Source organism: Murdochiella vaginalis (assembly GCF_902381775.1).
Taxonomy (GTDB): domain Bacteria; phylum Bacillota; class Clostridia; order Tissierellales; family Peptoniphilaceae; genus Murdochiella; species Murdochiella vaginalis.
The window spans coordinates 673,048-692,278 of sequence record NZ_LR698969.1; the positions used below are offsets into that span (position 1 = coordinate 673,048).

A 19,231-nucleotide genomic window follows, 5' to 3' on the forward strand; every position below is an offset into this window, starting at 1 on the left:
TATTGAAAGGAGATCTTCGATGGATAAAAAACGCAAAGGCGCAAATATCCAAGCGTGGACGTCAAAGGGAATGAGCTTTTTCATGGCCCTTCTTCTTTGCGTAACGACGGTCTTCTCCGTACCGACGGTAAGTTTTGCCGCGGAGGGAGAGGAAACGGCGCAGACGGCAACCGAAGAACAAACTTTGTCGTCCGAAGGAACCTCTGTCGTTTTTAAGAGAGATTCGGAGGATAGTGAAAATCAGGAGTCTGCAACAGAGAATGAGGCGGAGGAGAACGAAGCAGAGATTAAGAACGCAGAAAATACGTTAAAGAATTCCGTCTCTGCTTTGCAGAATCCACAACCCGCCGGCTTAGCAGACGGCCTATACAAGGTGCCATTGAAACTGAAGCACGCATACGATGGAGAAAGACTTTCCATGGGTAACGGTGCTGTAATTCAGACGGCAACCGTGGATGTGAAAAACGGTAAAGCTACGCTGTATATGCAAATGCGCGGTTTACACTTCATGGGAATGTATGGTCATCTTTATAAGTTGTTCCAGTGGAAAAGTGACGAAAACGGCGCCGATCCGTACAGCTTTCAAGGCAAAAAAGAACCTGTGCAAGTGATTCGCACGGGCAAAGACAGCAGCCTTATGGGCGAATTAATGGAATTTCCGGAAATTCTTAAGCTCACGGACTGTGACGTGACAAAACCCTATGTACCGGTTTGTGTCTGGGTAGACGCTATGGACGCCATACAATCCGGGGGTGCCACCTCTTATGACCAGATCAGACAGGGCGCCGGCGAACAGAATGCGAAATTAACACCGGATTGGAGTAAGGCGGAAAAATTAGCAGCAGGAACCGATTTAGAAGCGGCGCTGTTGCAAGCCGGGATAAAGCAATATGTGCAAGATGCATCTCGTGATGCAGCGAAATACAGCGCAAAGAGCTATGCGCCGTACAAAAAGGCACTGGAAACTCTGGAGAGCCTAGCTTCCGGTGAACTCCAGGATGCGAACACACTGTTTAACGCACTGCAGGATTTTAAAGCAGCCCGACACAATTTAGTCGATGCCAAGAAGGCAGCTCTCAAAGATCTGTTGGATCAGGCGAAAGAATTGAAGGAGAAGGACTATACAAAGGAGAGCTGGGACGCCTTGCAAAAGGCGGTAAAGGATGCATCGAAGACCTTCAACAAAGCCATGGCGAACGAGACAGAGATTAAAAACGCAGAGAATGCGTTAAAGGATGCCATTGCCGCTTTAAAGAAGACGCAGCCTGCCGGCTTAGCAGACGGCCTATACAAGGTGCCATTGAAACTGAAGCACGCGTACGATGGAGAAAGACTTTCCATGGGCAACGGTGCTGTAATTCAGACGGCAACCATGGATGTGAAAAACGGTAAAGCTACGCTGTATATGCAAATGCGCGGTTTACACTTCATGGGAATGTATGGTCATCTTTATAAGTTGTTCCAGTGGAAAAGTGACGGAAACGGCGCCGATCCATATAGCTTTCAAGGCAAAAAAGAACCTGTGCAAGTGATTCGCACGGGCAAAGACAGCAACCTTATGGGCGAATTAATGGAATTTCCGGAAATTCTTAAGCTCACGGACTGTGACGTGACAAAACCCTATGTACCGGTTTGTGTCTGGGTAGACGCTATGGACGCCATACAATCCGGGGGTGCCACCTCTTATGACCAGATCAGACAGGGCGCCGGCGAACAGAATGCGAAATTAACACCGGATTGGAGTAAGGCGGAAAAATTAGCAGCAGGAACCGATTTAGAAGCGGCGCTGTTGCAAGCCGGGATAAAGCAATATGTGCAAGATGCATCTCGTGATGCAGCGAAATACAGCGCAAAGAGCTATGCGCCGTACAAAAAGGCACTGGATACTCTGGAGAGCCTAGCTTCCGGTGAACTCCAGGATGCGAACACACTGTTTAACGCACTGCAGGATTTTAAAGCAGCCCGACACAATTTAGTCGATGCCAAGAAGGCAGCTCTCAAAGATCTGTTGGATCAGGCGAAAGAATTGAAGGAGAAGGACTATACAAAGGAGAGCTGGGACGCCTTGCAAAAGGCGGTAAAGGATGCATCGAAGACCTTCAACAAAGCCATGGCGAACGAGGCAGAGATTAAAAACGCAGAGAATGCGTTAAAGGATGCCATTGCCGCTTTAAAGAAGACGCAGCCTGCCGGCTTAGCAGACGGCCTATACAAGGTGCCATTGAAACTGAAGCACGCGTACGATGGAGAAAGACTTTCCATGGGCAACGGTGCTGTAATTCAGACGGCAACCATGGATGTGAAAAACGGTAAAGCTACGCTGTATATGCAAATGCGCGGTTTACACTTCATGGGAATGTATGGTCATCTTTATAAGTTGTTCCAGTGGAAAAGTGACGAAAACGGCGCCGATCCGTACAGCTTTCAAGGCAAAAAAGAACCTGTGCAAGTGATTCGCACGGGCAAAGACAGCAGCCTTATGGGCGAATTAATGGAATTTCCGGAAATTCTTAAGCTCACGGACTGTGACGTGACAAAACCCTATGTACCGGTTTGTGTCTGGGTAGACGCTATGGACGCCATACAATCCGGGGGTGCCACCTCTTATGACCAGATCAGACAGGGCGCCGGCGAACAGAATGCGAAATTAACACCGGATTGGAGTAAGGCGGAAAAATTAGCAGCAGGAACCGATTTAGAAGCGGCGCTGTTGCAAGCCGGGATAAAGCAATATGTGCAAGATGCATCTCGTGATGCAGCGAAATACAGCGCAAAGAGCTATGCGCCGTACAAAAAGGCACTGGATACTCTGGAGAGCCTAGCTTCCGGTGAACTCCAGGATGCGAACACACTGTTTAACGCACTGCAGGATTTTAAAGCAGCCCGACACAATTTAGTCGATGCCAAGAAGGCAGCTCTCAAAGATCTGTTGGATCAGGCGAAAGAATTGAAGGAGAAGGACTATACAAAGGAGAGCTGGGACGCCTTGCAAAAGGCGGTAAAGGATGCATCGAAGACCTTCAACAAAGCCATGGCGAACGAGGCAGAGATTAAAAACGCAGAGAATGCGTTAAAGGATGCCATTGCCGCTTTAAAGAAGACGCAGCCTGCCGGCTTAGCAGACGGCCTATACAAGGTGCCATTGAAACTGAAGCACGCGTACGATGGAGAAAGACTTTCCATGGGTAACGGTGCTGTAATTCAGACGGCAACCATGGATGTGAAAAACGGTAAAGCTACGCTGTATATGCAAATGCGCGGTTTACACTTCATGGGAATGTATGGTCATCTTTATAAGTTGTTCCAGTGGAAAAGTGACGAAAACGGCGCCGATCCGTACAGCTTTCAAGGCAAAAAAGAACCTGTGCAAGTGATTCGCACGGGCAAAGACAGCAGCCTTATGGGCGAATTAATGGAATTTCCGGAAATTCTTAAGCTCACGGACTGTGACGTGACAAAACCCTATGTACCGGTTTGTGTCTGGGTAGACGCTATGGACGCCATACAATCCGGGGGTGCCACCTCTTATGACCAGATCAGACAGGGCGCCGGCGAACAGAATGCGAAATTAACACCGGATTGGAGTAAGGCGGAAAAATTAGCAGCAGGAACCGATTTAGAAGCGGCGCTGTTGCAAGCCGGGATAAAGCAATATGTGCAAGATGCATCTCGTGATGCAGCGAAATACAGCGCAAAGAGCTATGCGCCGTACAAAAAGGCACTGGATACTCTGGAGAGCCTAGCTTCCGGTGAACTCCAGGATGCGAACACACTGTTTAACGCACTGCAGGATTTTAAAGCAGCCCGACACAATTTAGTCGATGCCAAGAAGGCAGCTCTCAAAGATCTGTTGGATCAGGCGAAAGAATTGAAGGAGAAGGACTATACAAAGGAGAGCTGGGACGCCTTGCAAAAGGCGGTAAAGGATGCATCGAAGACCTTCAACAAAGCCATGGCGAACGAGGCAGAGATTAAAAACGCAGAGAATGCGTTAAAGGATGCCATTGCCGCTTTGCAGAAGAAAGAAGATCCACAAAAAGCACAAGCGTTAAAAGAGCTACAAGAACAATTGACGGCGATTCGCGTTTTAAAGGAATCCGACTATACGCCGGAGTCCTGGAAACCATTGGCGATGCAAAAAGAGGCAGCAGAAGCATTATTAAAGAAGCAAGATGCTACGACAGAAGAGTTGATTCTGCAGGTTAAAGCCCTAAAAGCTGCTCTTGCCGATTTAAAAAAAGCAACGCCGAAACCGAATCCGAATCCGAAGCCAAATCCGGGCGGGTCAAAGCCGCAGCCGACAGAAGTCTATTATGAGGTTCCTGTGCAGCTGATGCACGCATATGAGAAGAATAAGCATTCCATGGGAAACGCAGCTTTAGTGCACACGGCGAAAGTATTTGTAACCAAGAATGGTTTGTCCTATGAACTGGATTTTACCGGCATGTCGTTTATGGGCATGTACGGCCACCTATGGAATCTCTTCTATCGCAACGAACCGTGCGGCGCGGAAGCATGGACACCGGCAGTTGTCTTGGAACAGAAGAGCGACAGGGATTTGGAAAACAAGATGCGTAAATTCCCGTCCAAGTTCCGTTTAAATTGCACGGGAGAAGCGCAGAAGAACCTGCCGAATCTGAAAACAAAGAGCCGCATTCACGTAAAAGTTTGGGTGGACGCAATGGATGCGCTGAACAATGGCGCAAAGACCTATGACAAAATTGTTAAGGGCGCCGGAGCACAGAAAGCATATTTAGAATTTGACTGGAGCAGGGCGGTAAAACACGGATCGGCGCAACCGAATCCGAACCCGAATGAGCCGCAACCGAATCCGAACCCAAATGAACCGCAACCGAATCCGAACCCGGATCAGCCGAATCCGAATCCGAACGCGAATGAGACTCAGCCAGGCAATACGGAGCAGGGCAATACAGGAACCTCTCCTGACACGCAGTCAACACCTCAGGAGAACACTACGGAACAAAGCAACATTATAAGCAAGATCTATAATGTGCCTGTAAAACTTATGCATGCGTACGAAAATCGCCCATCCATGGGCAATCCGGCGTTGGTGAAAACGGCGCGTGTCATTTGTCAGTCGAACGGCAAAACGCAAGTGATTCTTACCATCAACGGTTTGGAGTTTATGAACATGTATGGACACGTCTGGAATCTGTTCCATTATGTCGGCGGCAACCCGGAGGCGGCACAAGTCTTGAAATGGCATAACGACAAGAACCTGGTCGGAAAACTGCAAAAATTCCCTTATCAGTTCAGTCTGCTGCGCAGCGGTAAAGAAAGTCGCATTAAAGTACGTGTGTGGGTGGATGCAATGGATGCGCTGAAAAACGGAGCAAAAACGTATGATAAAATCCAACCGGGCTCCGGCGCACAGGATGCGTATCTTGTTCTCGACTGGTCGAACGCCACGTTGATTGAAGAAACGCATGGCGCGCAGATTGCGGGAGGCAAAGGAAGTGCTAATCCGGAATCCCTGCGTCAGGAAGGTATCGTAGCGAATGCAAGCAATCCGGATGATGCAAACGCGCAAGCAAGCGATCAAAGTTTCGAGCAGAGCGAATCGCTCGAGACCGGTGCAAGCAACGTTTCTGTAGATGGCAGTAATAGCGCATCACAGGAGAGTTCTCAAGCGGATACCTCGGATTTCTCCTATATCACTATTGCAGCGGCGGTTCTCGTTTGCGGTGTTGGTATCGTGGGACTGATGTATTACTTCAAGAACAGAAAGAAAGCGTAACAGCCTGACGGGCTTATAGCGCTATATTATAGGAGGGAAGCCACGAAATGGCATGAAAAATGCGGATTCGCGGCTTCTTTTCCTATTTTTGGTATTATGAATGATGTTATTAGGAGGGGATGATGAAACGATTTCGCCTTTTTTGGTTGCTTCTGGGAATGATAACGCTCGTTTTGGGCACCATTGGTATTTTCCTGCCGTTATTGCCCACCGTTCCGTTTTATTTGGCAACGGTCTTTTGCTTTGCACGAAGCTCGGATCGACTTCATGATTGGTTTTTGCAGACTGGTTTATATGCGAGTACCGTCGGTACGTATAAAAAGCGGGGTGGAATGACACGCGGCATGAAAGCTCGCGTTCTGCTATTGGTCAGTGTGTTGTTTGGGATGGCCATCTTTTTCATGAGAAAACACTGGATTCCTTGCGGTATCGTTGCTGTGATTTGGCTGATGCACATCTACGTTTTTCTGTTTCACATCAAAACATTGAAACCGTCAGACTTGAAAAGGGAGGAGAAATGATAAAAAAAGAATTACTGGCTTTGGTGCCGCAGGCGAAGAGATATATCGCACTGACGATACTCTGCCAGTGGATCCAGTTAATATCGCAGATTGCAGTGGTGTTTTCTCTGTCCGCTTTTTTGCAAGCATGGCTCTTCGAACAGGATCCGAGCGTTCTGGCTATGTGTCTGCCGACGTTTGCTGTCGCCCTTGTATTGCGCTATTTCGGACAAAAAGGCCAGAGCCTTTTTTCCTATCGCGCCAGTGCGGATGTAAAAAAAGTATTGCGTAAAAAGTTATTTCAAAAATTGCTGCGTCTGGGGCCCACCTATACGGCGCAGGTGTCCACGGCAGAAGTAGTGCAGCTTTCAACCGAAGGCGTGGATCAGATGGAAAGCTATTTCGGCGGGTATTTGCCGCAGCTTTTTTATGCTCTTTTGGCACCGATAACGCTCTTTGCCGTACTGGCACCGCGTTATTTTAAAGCGAGTGTTGTCCTCTTGCTCTGCGTGCCTCTCATTCCGCTCTCTATCGTTGCCGTGCAGAAAATCGCCAAACGTATTTTGGCAAAATATTGGAATTCTTATACCGGCATGGGAGATCACTTTCTGGAAAATCTGGAAGGTATGACCACCTTGAAAGTGTACGGCGCGGATGCCGAAAAAGCTCAGGAAATGGATGTCGAAGCGGAAGACTTTCGCATCGCAACAATGCGCGTCCTTACGATGCAGCTTAACTCCATCAGCGTGATGGATCTTGTTGCGTACGGAGGAGCGGCCATCGGTATGTTTTTTACCTGCCATGCGTTTTTGAATCATACCATTAATTTTTCCACTGCATTGAGCGTGGTACTGCTTGCCAGCGAATTTTTCCTGCCTTTGCGCTTATTGGGTTCCTTTTTTCATATTGCAATGAATGGGATGGCAGCCGCCGATAAGGTTATGCGTATCTTATCGCTCGAAGAGCCGAAAGACGGAACCGAACCATTTCCGGAGGGGCCGGTGGATCTCTCCATCCAGAATCTGTGCTTTTCCTATCATGAAAATGAGCCGGTGCTGCAAAACATTCGTTTGACTTTTCCGAAGAAGGGACTGGTTGCTATCGTCGGGGAGTCCGGCTGCGGAAAATCAACGTTGGCCAATATTATAGCCGGTAAGTATCGCAACTATGCGGGAAACATTCTGTTTTCCGGAGAAGAAGCTAAGAACATCAAAGCGCACAGCTTGCATCAGGCGATCGTCCGTGTCGGCATGGACAGTCATCTTTTTAAAGGCACGGTAAAAGAGAATTTGCGTATGGGAAATTCGAAGGCATCCGAAGAAGATATGCGACAGGCCCTTGCGGCGGTGAAACTGCAAGAGGAAATGCAATCTTCCGGCGGACTCGATGCGGTTATTGCCGAACGCGGCAGCAATCTGTCCGGAGGGCAAAAGCAGCGTCTGGTATTGGCGCGTGCGCTTCTGAAGCCTGCGAAATTCTACATTTTTGATGAAGTGACCAGTAATATTGACATGGAAAGCGAAGCCGTCATCATGGAACAAATTTATGCGTTAGCCAAGGAAAAACCGGTGCTGTTAATTTCCCATCGCTTAGCCAATGTAGTTTCAGCGGAACAAATTTATTTGCTGATTCAAGGAGAAGTCGCACAACAGGGAACGCATGAGACGTTGATGCAAGAGAAAGGGCTGTATCGCGCCCTCTATGAAAAGCAGGAGAGCTTGGAGCAATTCGGATGGGAGGATCATGATGAAGACAGATAAAGCTATTCAGCGTCGCAGCAGCAAAGCGATCATGCGCCACATGGTCGGACTGATTCGTTCTCTTTTGCCCATCATGATTTTGGCCATTCTTTTTGGCGTAGCGGGTTTTCTCTGCGCGATATCCCTTACGGTTTTGGCGACACAAGCGCTTTTACGCGTCTTGATGGAAATGCATCTCGTGGAGGAAATATCGGGACTTCTTCTACCGCTGTCCTTTTCCACACTACTCGGCGTCATGCTTGTATTTGCAGTGTTACGTGGTATTTTGCACTATTTGGAGCAGTATTGCAATCATTTCATTGCCTTTAAAACTTTGGCGCTCATTCGCCACAAGGTTTTTGCCGCCTTGCGCCGTTTGTGTCCAGCAAAACTCGAAGGCAAAGAACGCGGTAACCTCATCTCTGTTTTGACCAACGATATCGAACTCTTGGAGGTGTTTTACGCCCATACGATTTCGCCCATTGCTATTTGCCTTGTCGTTTGCCTCTTTCTTTTGGCGTTTTTCTGGCAATACCATTGGTCTGTAGCCATGCTTGCCCTGATCGCTTATCTTGTCGTGGGGGCGTGGATTCCGCTAAAAAACGGCAAGAAAGGCGCCGAGGCGGGTCTTTCTTTCCGCCAAAAAGCTGGCGAGATGAATAGCTTGGTATTGGAATCCTTACGTGGGCTCGAAGATATTATCGCTTTTGATAAGGGGGAAGAACGCACAAAGCGAATCATTGAAGAATCGGATGCACTGTCGCGCGACGCTAAGAAACTGGCGGATAATGCCGGCACTCAGCGTGCCTTGACGTCTCTTATCATTCTTTTGGCGACTTTTGCGAACCTTCTTCTCACCACCTGGCTTTATCGCCATGGACAGGTTGGCGTCGGAACCATTGTAATTACTACAGTTGCTTTAATCGGCTCTTTCGGACCTACAGTAGCCTTATCGAACCTCTCCAATAATCTGACGCTAACACTGGCTTCCGGCGAGCGCGTGTTGCGGTTATTGGAAGAAGAACCGGAAGTGGAAGAAGTGACCGGCGGTTACGATGCAGACGTACCTTTTGAAGGCATGGCCGCGGAAGAGATCACCTTCGGCTACGGATCCCGTCTGATTCTGGAGGATTTTTCTCTGGCAATTCGTCCCAAGCAGATTTTGGGCATTCACGGACCGAGCGGATGCGGGAAATCGACATTGCTAAAGCTGTTGATGCGTTTCTGGGACGTACAAAATGGCCGTATCACTTTAAATGAAAAGGATCTAAGAAAGGTGCCCAGCGCATCGCTTCGAAAAACACAGAGTTACATCAGTCAGGATACACATCTCTTTAAAGCAACCATCGGTGAAAACATCGCTCTGGCAAAGCAAAACGCCACATCGGATGAGATTTCGGAAGCGTCAAAGAAGGCTTCTCTTCACGATTTCATCATGAGCCTGCCGAAAGGGTATGATACGCCTCTTGCCGAATTGGGAGAAGGACTCTCCGGCGGACAGCGGCAGCGCCTTGGCCTGGCGCGTGCCTTTTTGCAGGATGGGGATTTGATTCTTCTGGATGAACCGACTTCAAATCTGGATGCCTTAAATGAAGGATTGATTCTAAAAACACTCAAGGAAGAAACTACGTCAAAAACGCTGGTATTAGTTTCCCATCGAGAATCGACGTTGCGCATTGCCGATATGCGTGTGCAGATAAAACCGTAGCGAAGTGTAAGATCCATCTGTCTCATGAGAAACCTTATGTACATCTATAAAAGATGTCAGACCAGAAACAGGAAAAAATCTCTTGTATGCCGCCTTATTGCTGACGGGTTAACCCATCAGCAATAAGGTACTTTTTTTGATGGATGTTAATCCCCAAGGACTGCTTACGACAAGTTTTTTCAAGGGATCGTAAGGCTTAAGCACATAAACGTTTATTGCGCGGAAAGTGTTGGGGATTTGGCAAAAACGCATTTCCACCACCATCGTTTGCGCCCTCAGCGATGGTGGCAGTAAGGCGAAAACGCGCTTTCCCCACTATCGCCTCGTAGGGGGCAACTTGCAGTAGGCATTGAGACGGCACTTTTTACTACAGAGACGCCGGAAGAAGCCGGCCTCCGGCTGTCGCTATTGCAGAAACACCAAAAAAAAGTCGGCCTCCCGCTGGCGCTATTGCGACCTTCTCGCCAACAGCACTTTCCGCTGCATCTCTACACCGTTTTGATTTCTGTCGGATGAATTGTCTTGCGGCCAATGCATGCCCATGGTATAATATCCCCATTGTACGGATCATTAGCTCAGTTGGTTAGAGCGCCACGTTCACATCGTGGAGGTCGTCGGTTCGAGTCCAACATGGTCCAAAACCGCCTTTGCCCGCTTCGTTGAAACTCCAACGGAACGGGCATTTTTAAATGGATGATGAAAAGTATATTCTTGGGTATATAAGGAACGGCGATCAAAGCGGGAGGCATTGAGACCCGCAAAGGCGAAGAACGACGTAGTTCCTTTGATTACGTCAACCTCGTATCGCCGCAGAAATTTAAAATGTGGGAATTGAAACAGAAAGAGAGAAGACATGGCAAAAGATTTTTTACACGAAGCAAAAGAAAAGATGGGTGAAGCAGCGGAGCGTGCCGGTGAGTTAAAAGACGACGTTGAGAAAAAAGTCGGCGAAATGGGCGATCGCGTAGGCAAAGCGGGTAAAGAGGCCGGAAAGAAAGCGGAAAAAACGGCGGAAGAACTGAAGGACAAGGCCAAGGAAGGCGTGGAAAACGCCAAAGACTTTTTTGGCAAGCTCGGAAAATAATTGATTCTCATAGCGATGCATGTGTCGCAAAGAAATGAAGAGAGATTCAGGCTACAGAGGAGCGACGGATATTCTGCTGCTCCTCTGCTTTGTTCTGTCGATCCGTCGCCGATAAACGCTACCTTGACACACCCTTTTCCTTCTGTTACTATTTCCTGCGTACGGACCATTAGCTCAGTCGGTTAGAGCGCCACGTTGACATCGTGGAGGTCGCTGGTTCGATTCCAGTGTGGTCCATCAGCAAAGCCCGTTTCGTTGCACTTCAACGGAACGGGCTTTTTCAATTTTCGCAATCGCGCTGCTCGCCCCGCCACGGGCGGCGCAGTTTCAAAAACACTCCGGTTTTTAACATCGCTACTACAGAAGTCACATACGTGTCGCATCCCGTGCAAAGTCGCACCATCCGCGAGGCGCCTCTTCGACGAGTCACGACAAGACAAGTATAATGGAAAACGAAGTGACGAGGAGAAGCGAGCACCGAGAGGATGTGTACGCCTTTGCAGAGCGGAGCGCCGAGCAATCGACCGTTTTACGTCAATAGCATTGAGTCGATAGCAATTAGAAAAACTACCATAGTGAATCAGGAGAATACAGATGAAAACAAAGAAAAAATTGCTTGCCTTGGGTCTTGCCCTCAGCATGCTTGCCGGCTGCGGGAACGGAACCGTCGGCGACTCCCATAGTCGGGAAGCCCAAGCGTCCTCCGAGGCGGCCTCGTCTCAAGCGGAGAGCGGCCAAGGGACGCTGTCGAAAGAGGAACTGCAAAAGATGCCGTTTTTGGGCGAAGGAACGTGGATCACCGGTAGAGACGGCGAAAAATGGTATAAAAACAAAGGCACCTTTTATGATGCCTTTGATACGGTGATTCAGCTGACCGGCTACACCAAGGATGAAGAGACTTTTAAGCAGGCGTTTGCGCTCTGCCAAAGCGAATTTCAGCGTCTGCACAAGCTCTTTGACAATTATCACGAATATGACGGTGTGACCAATTTGATGACCCTGAATCGCACGGCTTCTAAAGCGCCGGTAAAGGTGGAAGATGAGCTGTTTTCTCTTCTTCGGTTCAGCAAGGATAATTACAACAAAACATTGGGCAAAGTCAATATCGCCATGGGCAAGACGCTCGCCATTTGGCATGATCTGCGCGAAGCGGTCACTGCTGAAACGGAGCATACCACTACCGGAACGGGAAAAACGATCGCCCTTCCCACAGAAGCGGCCTTGAAAGAAGCCAACGCGCATAGCAATCTCGACGATCTCGTGTTGGACGAAGCCAATAAGACCGTGCAAATTCGGGATCCTGAATTGCAGTTGGATGCAGGCGCGGTCGCAAAGGGCTATGCAACGGAAATCGTGGCGAAGAAGTTGAAGGCCGCAGGTTTGGAGCATGGGATCATCAGCGCCGGCGGAAACATTAAGACAATCGGAAGCCCCGTCGACGATCGCGCACAATGGAAAGTGGGCATTATGCATCCGCGGCCGGAACATAAGGATGTTTTGGCGACCGTTCTTGTGTCGGGCGATACGGCGATGGTGACCTCCGGAGATTATCAACGCTACTTCGAACTGGACGGTGTGCGCTACGCCCATATTATTGATCCGGAAACGCTCTATCCTGCGAAACGGTATACGTCCGTCAGCATCCGCACGGCGGATTCCGGCTTGGCGGACTATCTTTCCACGGCCTTTTTCATTGCCGATGAGAAAGAAGCACAGCAGATTTTGGCAAATTATAAGGATGCGGGCGTCGACGTGATCTGGGTGGATCAACACATGAACGTGACCGCCACACCGGAAATTTTGCCCGATATTGAACTGGCTCCGTAAGCGGCCTGCGAAGCGCCGCTCGTAGTGTTACGACGAACTTAACATAACCTTAACAAAATGCATGGCATGGGCTTAACCTTCCCCTCTTATCCTATTGACGGTTCACAGAAATAGGAAAACGGAGAAAAAAAGAAGAGGTGGTAGACCATGAAATCGACCATGAAAAAAGTATTTGGCATCGTCTTGGCGCTGGCTTTAGTCGTCACGTTGGCGGCTTGCGGCGGCAATGACAAAAAGAATGACAGCTCGGCTCCTGCATCGGATAGCGCGGCAACGGAAAAATCAGAAGCATCTTCGCAAGCATCCGAAGCGGCCAAAGGTGGGGAAGTAGATCCCAGCTTAAAGGGACAGATCAGCGCGTCAGGCTCCTCGGCATTAAAGCCGTTGGCCGACAAAGCTGCGGAAGCCTTCATGGCGAAAGCGAGCGGCGTTGCCATTACCGTGAATGCCGGCGGTTCGGGCCAGGGTCTGAAAGACGTTGCAGCCGGCACCGTAACGCTGGGTATGTCCGACGTCTTTGCAGAGGACAAGCTGGAAGCCGATCAGGCGAAGGGCCTTGTGGATCATAAAGTTTGTATCATCACCATGGCTCCGATTGTCAACGAAAAGAACCAGGTAGCCGACTTGACACAACAGCAGATGATTGACATCTTCTCCGGCAAAGTCACGAACTGGAAAGATGTTGGCGGCGCTGACCTGCCCATCATGCTGATTACACGTCCGTCGTCGTCGGGTACCCGCGCCCTGTTTACGAAGTTCGCTCTCAAGGGCACCGAAGAGACCATGGGATCCATGGAAACAGATAACTCCGGTGAATTGCTCCAGAGTGTGAAACAAAACGAAGGCGCCATCGGCTATGTTGCTCTCTCCTACCTGGTAGGTGATCAGGGCAAAGGCGTGAAGGCGGTGAAACTGGACGGTTTGGAACCCAATCTTGAGAACACCTACAGCGGAAAATATCCGGTATGGGGCTTTGAACATGTCTACACGAAGGGCGAAGCCACAACCCCGGCGAAGGAATTCCTGGACTACTTCATGGGCGAAGAATTCGGAAAGAACATCGAAGAGATGGGCTACGGCGTATCTTCCAAGCTTGCTCCGGAAGCCATGACCGGCCATGATACTCCCTCAAAATAAGGCGCGTCTCCTTCCGGCATTCGCGTTGCGGATGGAAAACGGAAGGCAATAAGGAATGGAGGCATTGTGGAATGGACGTTTCGCAATGCCTTTTCCTTATGTTAGGAGGACATTCGGCTGTGCTTTGAATGAGATAGGACGTGCATATGACGACGAAACAACAAGAACAGGCGACGGCACCGGCGGCGCCGAAGAAAAAAAGGCTGCGCACGCCGGCAGGAGAAAAGTTCAGACGAGAAATTTTGGGGCGTGGATTCGTGACGTTTATGGGGCTTCTCATTATCATCATTACGATCTCCATCCTTGCATTTCTTCTGGTACGCGGGACAGCTTCCTTTACGCAGTTTCAACACAGCGTGACCGACTTTTTGATCAATGCGAAATGGGCTCCCACGGATTCGTTCGATAAGCCGGGAGAAGGCTCTATTGGCGCCGCGGTATTCATTTTCGGATCCATTCTCACGTGTGGATTGGCGATTTTGCTGGCCACTCCCTTTTCACTCGGCGCGGCGATTTTTATGACGGAAATTGCCCCCAAAGCAGGAAAAAGAATCTTTCAGCCGGCAGTGGAGATCTTTGTCGGCATTCCCTCCATCGTTTATGGCTGGGTGGGATTAACGGTGTTGGTGCCGTGGATCCGCGACACGTTTAAGGCGCCGGTGGGCGGCTATTCCGTCTTGGCCGCGGTTATTGTGTTAACGGTTATGATCTTTCCGACCATTACGACGTATATTACCGATACGATTCGCGGCGTGCCCGATAGCTATCGTCAAGCGGCTTACGGCATGGGTTCTACCCGCTGGCAAGTGATTAAGAACGTCGTCATTCCGGCATCGAGCACCGGAATCTATACGGGCATCATTTTGGGATTGGCGCGCGCCTTCGGAGAAGCGCTTGCGGTATCCATGGTCATCGGCCGCACGCGGCTGTTTCCGCAGAGTGTCCTGCACCCGACGGCCAACATAACGGGCATTCTGGCATCCGACATGGGCAATACCATTGACGGCAGTGAGGCGAACATGGCGTTATGGAGTCTGGCGCTGCTATTGATGCTCATCTCCATTTTATTCATCGTGCTCATCCATTTATTCTCCGCAAAACAGAAAAATAAGCTGGATCAAGAGCATAAAGCGATGAAAGCAACGGAGAAGAAAGAACCGTTGTTAGAAGAGGAGGTGGTCGGATGAAGGAGCGTATGCGCTCGCGTATTTCGCGCGCCAAGAAAATCGATCGCTTGATGACCTTGTTGTTTACGGCAATTGGCGGATTCTTCCTCGTATTCATCCTGTTTTTGGCGGGTTACATCATCGTCGGAGGCCTGATGAGCTATTTCCCGGGCGTGCTTTCGTTTTCGTCCAAGGGCATCGGCAACCAGCTGTTTAACACCATCTATCTTTTGTTCCTTTCGTTGCTGTTCAGCTGCTTCGTGGGCATTCCTGCGGGAATTTATATGGCGGAATACGCCGGAAAAGGCAAAGCCACCGAGTTTCTGCGCATGAGTATTGAATCGCTCTCGTCGTTACCGTCCATTGTTATCGGTTTGTTCGGCTATCTGGCTTTCGTGCTGAGCTTCGGCGCAAGTTGGAATTTGCTGGCCGGCTCCGTTACCGTATCCATCCTGAGCATTCCGCTCATTACCACGTCAACAGAGGATGCCATTCGCGCTCTTCCTCCCAGCTTTGTCGAGGGCAGTATGGCGCTTGGTTCCACGCATTGGTATGCCATCGTACACACGCTTTTACCGGCGGCTCTTCCACGCATCGGCTCAGGCATCATCCTGGCCGCCGGTCGTGTGTTCGGCGAGGCAACCGCTCTTATGTATACGTCCGGTATGTCGACACGCATCGACTGGGCGAACTGGGATTTGACCTCCCCCTTAAATGCACTCAACCCGTTCCGTACAGGGGAAACGCTCGCGCTGCACATCTGGGTTATGCGTTCCGAAGCGGTGGATCCGAACAGTGCAAAGATTGCCAGCTTCTCGGCTGCAATTTTAGTGATCGTCGTGCTGCTTTTCTCTCTTGCCGCGCGAAAAATTGTCAGCAACATGAACAAGAAACAAACGGGAAGCGAGAAGAAATAGCGCCTCGGAACAAGATGATGTCGCAAAGGAGAGTAGAGGACTACTATGGATAACACAAAACAGCCGCTCAAATTTGAAGTTTCCCATCTGGATTTTTACTACGGCGCATTCCAGGCGCTTAAGGGCATTGATATGGACGTGAAAGCCAATCAAATTACCGCGTTCATCGGTCCTTCCGGATGTGGAAAATCTACGTTTTTAAAGACCATCAACCGCATGAATGACCTTATTCCCGAAACGCGTGTGGAGGGAAACTTGTGCATGGATGGAAAAGATGTTTACCAGGAGATGGATGCGCTGGAACTGCGCAAGCGTGTCGGCATGGTGTTTCAACAGCCGAATCCTTTCCCGAAGAGCGTGTACGACAATGTGGCCTACGGTCCGCGCATCAACGGCATTAAGGACCGCAAGACGCTGGATGAAATTGTCGAGCGCAGCCTTAAAGAGGCGGCGATCTGGGATGAGTTGAAGGATCGTCTGCACAAAAGCGCGCTGGGCCTTTCCGGCGGACAGCAGCAGCGCCTTTGTATTGCCCGCACCCTTGCGGTGGAGCCGGAAGTCATTCTGATGGATGAGCCGACGTCCGCGTTAGATCCGATTTCGACGACGAAAATCGAAGACCTGATGTTTGAACTGAAAAAGGAATTCACGATTATTATCGTCACCCATAATATGCAGCAGGCGACCCGTATTGCCGATGAAACCGGCTTCTTCTATCTGGGAGAGCTCATCGAATTCGGAGATACCGTGCAAATATTTGAAAATCCGCGCTATGAACGCACGGAACGCTATGTTACCGGCCACTTCGGTTGATTAAGGCAGCCCACGGAGGAAAAACGATGCGCAACAATTTTGAAAACAAGCTGGAAGAGCTCAACACCAATCTGGTGGAAATGGGAGAGATGGTAAATCAATCGCTGTTTTATGCGTTGGGCGCACTGACCAGCAAAAACAAGGACCACATTGACTATGTGTTGCAACAGGAAGAAAAGATCAATCATTTTTCTTCGGAAATTGAACAGCAGGCCCTTTTGCTCCTACTCAAGGAACAGCCTTTGGCCCGAGACTTTCGATTCATATCTGCAGCGATTCGCATGAATACGGATCTGGAGCGCATCGGTGACCAGGCGGAAGACATTGCCGTGTTGGTTCAGCAGATGCTGTCGTTCGGATACCAAGAGGCGAATCTCGGAAGTCTCACGAAAATGTCAGAAATCACCCAAACAATGGTTTCCGATGCCGTGCGGGCTTTCGTCGAAGGAGACAGCGCCTTGGCCTATCAAGCTGCTGCGATGGACGATGAGGTAGATGCTCTCTTTATGCAGGTTCGTGAAGAGATAATTGCCGAAATTCGCGCCGAGACCATTGAGGCGAATTTGGTGATTGACCTGCTGATGATTTCCAAATATCTGGAACGAAGTGCCGATCATGCCCAAAATATCGCGGAAGCCGTGGTATACTCGATAACGGGGACAATGGAAAAATTTAACTGACCTTTTGCCGCCCGAATCCGTTCGGACGGCTTTTATGATCGTGAGGATGGCATGAAACAGGTTTATATAGTGGAAGACGATCAGAATATTCGCGAGCTGATCAGCTATGCATTGAACAACAACGGCTATAAGGCGCGCGGTTTCGCAGACGCGAAGGCGCTTTATGCGGCGCTGGACAGTGATGGCGCACCCATCCTGTTTTTGCTGGACATCATGCTGGAGGGGGAAGACGGGTATTCGATCTTAGCCACGATTCGCAATCGTGTCGATACCAAAGAAATTCCCGTCATCATGGTTACGGCGAAGACGAGTGAATTTGAAAAAGTGCGAGGTCTCGACATGGGCGCGGATGATTATGTCACCAAGCCCTTCGGCGTGCTGGAGCTACTGAGCCGAGTGAAGGCGGTGTTGCGACGCTACGGCGACAGCGAGGAACGCTCTGTTTTGGTGCTCCATGAAATAGAGATGAATCCGAAGAAGCGGGAAACGCTCGTCGGAGGTAATCCGATCGAGTTGACGTACAAAGAATTTGAGCTGCTTTACTACCTGATGAACAATTTGGATGTCGTTCTCTCGCGTGACCGCGTCATGAATGCCATTTGGGGCTATGATTATGCGGGAGAAACGCGTACCGTCGATGTGCATATTCGCGCCTTGCGACAAAAATTGGGCGACGCTGGAAAGTACATTAAGACCGTGCGCAATGTCGGCTATAAACTGAGCAAAGAGGCCTAAAGGGCAGGAGACAGCGTATGAAGCGCAATATATGGCGTCATTTTCTACTGGCCGGCATGATTTTTGCCGGAATTTCTTCTCTCATCTGCGTGGGCCTGTTGCGGGTGATTTTGCCGAAAAGCAGCGTGGGGCAGCGCATCCCGCTGATCATCGGGGTCGTGGTGGTGTTGTTCGTCACAGCCTTGGTGCTCTCTGCAATTTTTACACAGCGCATCTATAACGAGAGTCTTCGCCCTTTGCGTATGCTCGTGCATTATTGGAATGATCTGCTTTCCGGAAAGGTCACAGACAGCCTTCCCGCACCGGAAGCGGAGGAGATGTTGGCGAGCCTCTTGGATACGCAAGAGGAACGGGAGAATTTCTTTCAGCAGCTGGCGAATGTGCGCGAAAATGAAGCCATGCGACGCCAATTTTCCGCTAATGTGAGCCACGAGCTAAAAAGTCCGTTGACGTCCATCAACGGCTATGCCGAACTGATCGCTTCGGGAATGGTGAATCCGGATGACACGCGCCGTTTTGCCGACATTATTCATCGCGAAGGCGTTCGCCTTCTCAATATGATCAACGAAATCATTCAGCTTTCCAAATTTGATACGGGCTATTCCGATTTCGATCAACGAGAAGAGGTGGATCTTCACGAGATATTGCGCGAAGAAATGGAGTCCCTTTCGTCCATGGCTGCGGAACATCACGTACGCCTGGAGAGCGATGTGGTCGGAGAAGAGGAAACGAATCGTGTTGCGTTTTTCGGTAACCGCCGCTTATTGGCGGATGTGATGCGAAATCTGCTGAGCAATGCCATTAAATATTCGAAAGCCGACGGTGGATATGTCTTGACAAAGATACATCAAGATGAACACAATATAAGCATCATTGTCGAAGATGACGGCATCGGCATTGCACCGGAAAACCAAAAGCGTGTATTTGAGCGCTTTTTCACAGTGGATCCGGGCAGAACGCGCACAGATGGATCGGGAACGGGTTTGGGCCTGTCTCTGGTCAAACATATTGTTCAGGCACATGAGGGAATTTTGCGCCTGGATAGCGAATTGGGAAAAGGATCACGTTTTTCGATTCTCCTGCCGCGCGACGCGAAAGCGACCGCGTCCGTCACGAACGAAACGGCATCGCCAAAGCAGCAATAATCTTTGGCCGATGAAAAGGGCA

At 49.7% G+C, this 19,231-nt stretch carries 13 protein-coding genes and 2 tRNA genes; all 15 read left to right on the forward strand.

The window, feature by feature from the left end; genetic code table 11:
• Window positions 1-19 precede the first annotated feature (19 nt).
• The 15 genes from FXY30_RS07565 (at window position 20) to FXY30_RS02965 (ending at window position 19,209) form a co-directional block, all read left to right on the forward strand.
• Complete coding sequence (locus FXY30_RS07565; RefSeq protein ID WP_071705232.1) at window positions 20-5,758, forward strand: FIVAR domain-containing protein; 5,739 nt, start codon at window positions 20-22, stop codon at window positions 5,756-5,758.
• Between the two features lie 122 nt (window positions 5,759-5,880).
• A complete protein-coding gene (locus FXY30_RS02900; protein WP_157885027.1) occupies window positions 5,881-6,279 on the forward strand; it encodes a YbaN family protein in 399 nt (132 codons plus the stop codon).
• Window positions 6,276-8,018 carry an ABC transporter ATP-binding protein/permease gene (locus tag FXY30_RS02905; RefSeq protein ID WP_071705234.1) on the forward strand — a complete coding sequence of 581 codons (1,743 nt, stop codon included), beginning with the start codon at window positions 6,276-6,278 and terminating at the stop codon, window positions 8,016-8,018. Before FXY30_RS02900 ends, FXY30_RS02905 begins: the two co-directional genes overlap by 4 nt.
• A complete protein-coding gene (locus FXY30_RS02910; RefSeq protein WP_172619974.1) occupies window positions 8,005-9,705 on the forward strand; it encodes an amino acid ABC transporter ATP-binding/permease protein in 1,701 nt (566 codons plus the stop codon). Before FXY30_RS02905 ends, FXY30_RS02910 begins: the two co-directional genes overlap by 14 nt.
• 564 nt (window positions 9,706-10,269) lie before the next feature.
• A tRNA-Val gene (locus FXY30_RS02915) sits at window positions 10,270-10,343 on the forward strand.
• A 215-nt stretch (window positions 10,344-10,558) separates the two neighbouring features.
• A complete protein-coding gene (locus FXY30_RS02920; RefSeq protein WP_071705236.1) occupies window positions 10,559-10,789 on the forward strand; it encodes a hypothetical protein in 231 nt (76 codons plus the stop codon).
• Between the two features lie 163 nt (window positions 10,790-10,952).
• Window positions 10,953-11,026: transfer RNA gene (locus FXY30_RS02925), tRNA-Val, on the forward strand.
• 357 nt (window positions 11,027-11,383) lie between these two features.
• A complete protein-coding gene (locus tag FXY30_RS02930) occupies window positions 11,384-12,616 on the forward strand; it encodes an FAD:protein FMN transferase (RefSeq protein WP_083428158.1) in 1,233 nt (410 codons plus the stop codon).
• A gap of 147 nt (window positions 12,617-12,763) precedes the next feature.
• A complete protein-coding gene (locus tag FXY30_RS02935) occupies window positions 12,764-13,753 on the forward strand; it encodes a phosphate ABC transporter substrate-binding protein (RefSeq protein WP_197675347.1) in 990 nt (329 codons plus the stop codon).
• Window positions 13,754-13,899: 146 nt separating this feature from the next.
• Window positions 13,900-14,940 (forward strand): phosphate ABC transporter permease subunit PstC, encoded by a 1,041-nt coding sequence (pstC, locus tag FXY30_RS02940; protein WP_071705237.1) that lies wholly within the window; start codon window positions 13,900-13,902, stop codon window positions 14,938-14,940.
• The gene (locus FXY30_RS02945) at window positions 14,937-15,836 is read left to right on the forward strand and encodes a PstA family ABC transporter permease (RefSeq protein WP_232009043.1); all 900 of its coding nucleotides are present in this window, start codon (window positions 14,937-14,939) and stop codon (window positions 15,834-15,836) included. Before pstC ends, FXY30_RS02945 begins: the two co-directional genes overlap by 4 nt.
• A 45-nt stretch (window positions 15,837-15,881) precedes the next feature.
• A complete protein-coding gene (pstB, locus tag FXY30_RS02950; RefSeq protein WP_071705238.1) occupies window positions 15,882-16,649 on the forward strand; it encodes a phosphate ABC transporter ATP-binding protein PstB in 768 nt (255 codons plus the stop codon).
• 26 nt (window positions 16,650-16,675) lie between these two features.
• A complete protein-coding gene (phoU, locus tag FXY30_RS02955; protein ID WP_071705239.1) occupies window positions 16,676-17,329 on the forward strand; it encodes a phosphate signaling complex protein PhoU in 654 nt (217 codons plus the stop codon).
• 51 nt (window positions 17,330-17,380) lie between these two features.
• The gene (locus tag FXY30_RS02960) at window positions 17,381-18,064 is read left to right on the forward strand and encodes a response regulator transcription factor (protein ID WP_071705240.1); all 684 of its coding nucleotides are present in this window, start codon (window positions 17,381-17,383) and stop codon (window positions 18,062-18,064) included.
• A 17-nt stretch (window positions 18,065-18,081) separates the two neighbouring features.
• Complete coding sequence (locus FXY30_RS02965) at window positions 18,082-19,209, forward strand: sensor histidine kinase (protein ID WP_071705241.1); 1,128 nt, start codon at window positions 18,082-18,084, stop codon at window positions 19,207-19,209.
• Window positions 19,210-19,231 lie beyond the last annotated feature (22 nt).

Coding starts and splice junctions, on each gene's coding strand:
- phoU (WP_071705239.1), top strand. CDS start 16,676: ATGCGCAACAATTTTGAAAACAAGCTGGAAGAGCTCAACACCAATCTG.
- FXY30_RS02965 (WP_071705241.1), top strand. CDS start 18,082: ATGAAGCGCAATATATGGCGTCATTTTCTACTGGCCGGCATGATTTTT.
- FXY30_RS02920 (WP_071705236.1), top strand. CDS start 10,559: ATGGCAAAAGATTTTTTACACGAAGCAAAAGAAAAGATGGGTGAAGCA.
- FXY30_RS02905 (WP_071705234.1), top strand. CDS start 6,276: ATGATAAAAAAAGAATTACTGGCTTTGGTGCCGCAGGCGAAGAGATAT.
- FXY30_RS02900 (WP_157885027.1), top strand. CDS start 5,881: ATGAAACGATTTCGCCTTTTTTGGTTGCTTCTGGGAATGATAACGCTC.
- FXY30_RS02960 (WP_071705240.1), top strand. CDS start 17,381: ATGAAACAGGTTTATATAGTGGAAGACGATCAGAATATTCGCGAGCTG.
- FXY30_RS02930 (WP_083428158.1), top strand. CDS start 11,384: ATGAAAACAAAGAAAAAATTGCTTGCCTTGGGTCTTGCCCTCAGCATG.
- FXY30_RS02910 (WP_172619974.1), top strand. CDS start 8,005: ATGAAGACAGATAAAGCTATTCAGCGTCGCAGCAGCAAAGCGATCATG.
- pstC (WP_071705237.1), top strand. CDS start 13,900: ATGACGACGAAACAACAAGAACAGGCGACGGCACCGGCGGCGCCGAAG.
- FXY30_RS02935 (WP_197675347.1), top strand. CDS start 12,764: ATGAAATCGACCATGAAAAAAGTATTTGGCATCGTCTTGGCGCTGGCT.
- FXY30_RS07565 (WP_071705232.1), top strand. CDS start 20: ATGGATAAAAAACGCAAAGGCGCAAATATCCAAGCGTGGACGTCAAAG.
- FXY30_RS02945 (WP_232009043.1), top strand. CDS start 14,937: ATGAAGGAGCGTATGCGCTCGCGTATTTCGCGCGCCAAGAAAATCGAT.
- pstB (WP_071705238.1), top strand. CDS start 15,882: ATGGATAACACAAAACAGCCGCTCAAATTTGAAGTTTCCCATCTGGAT.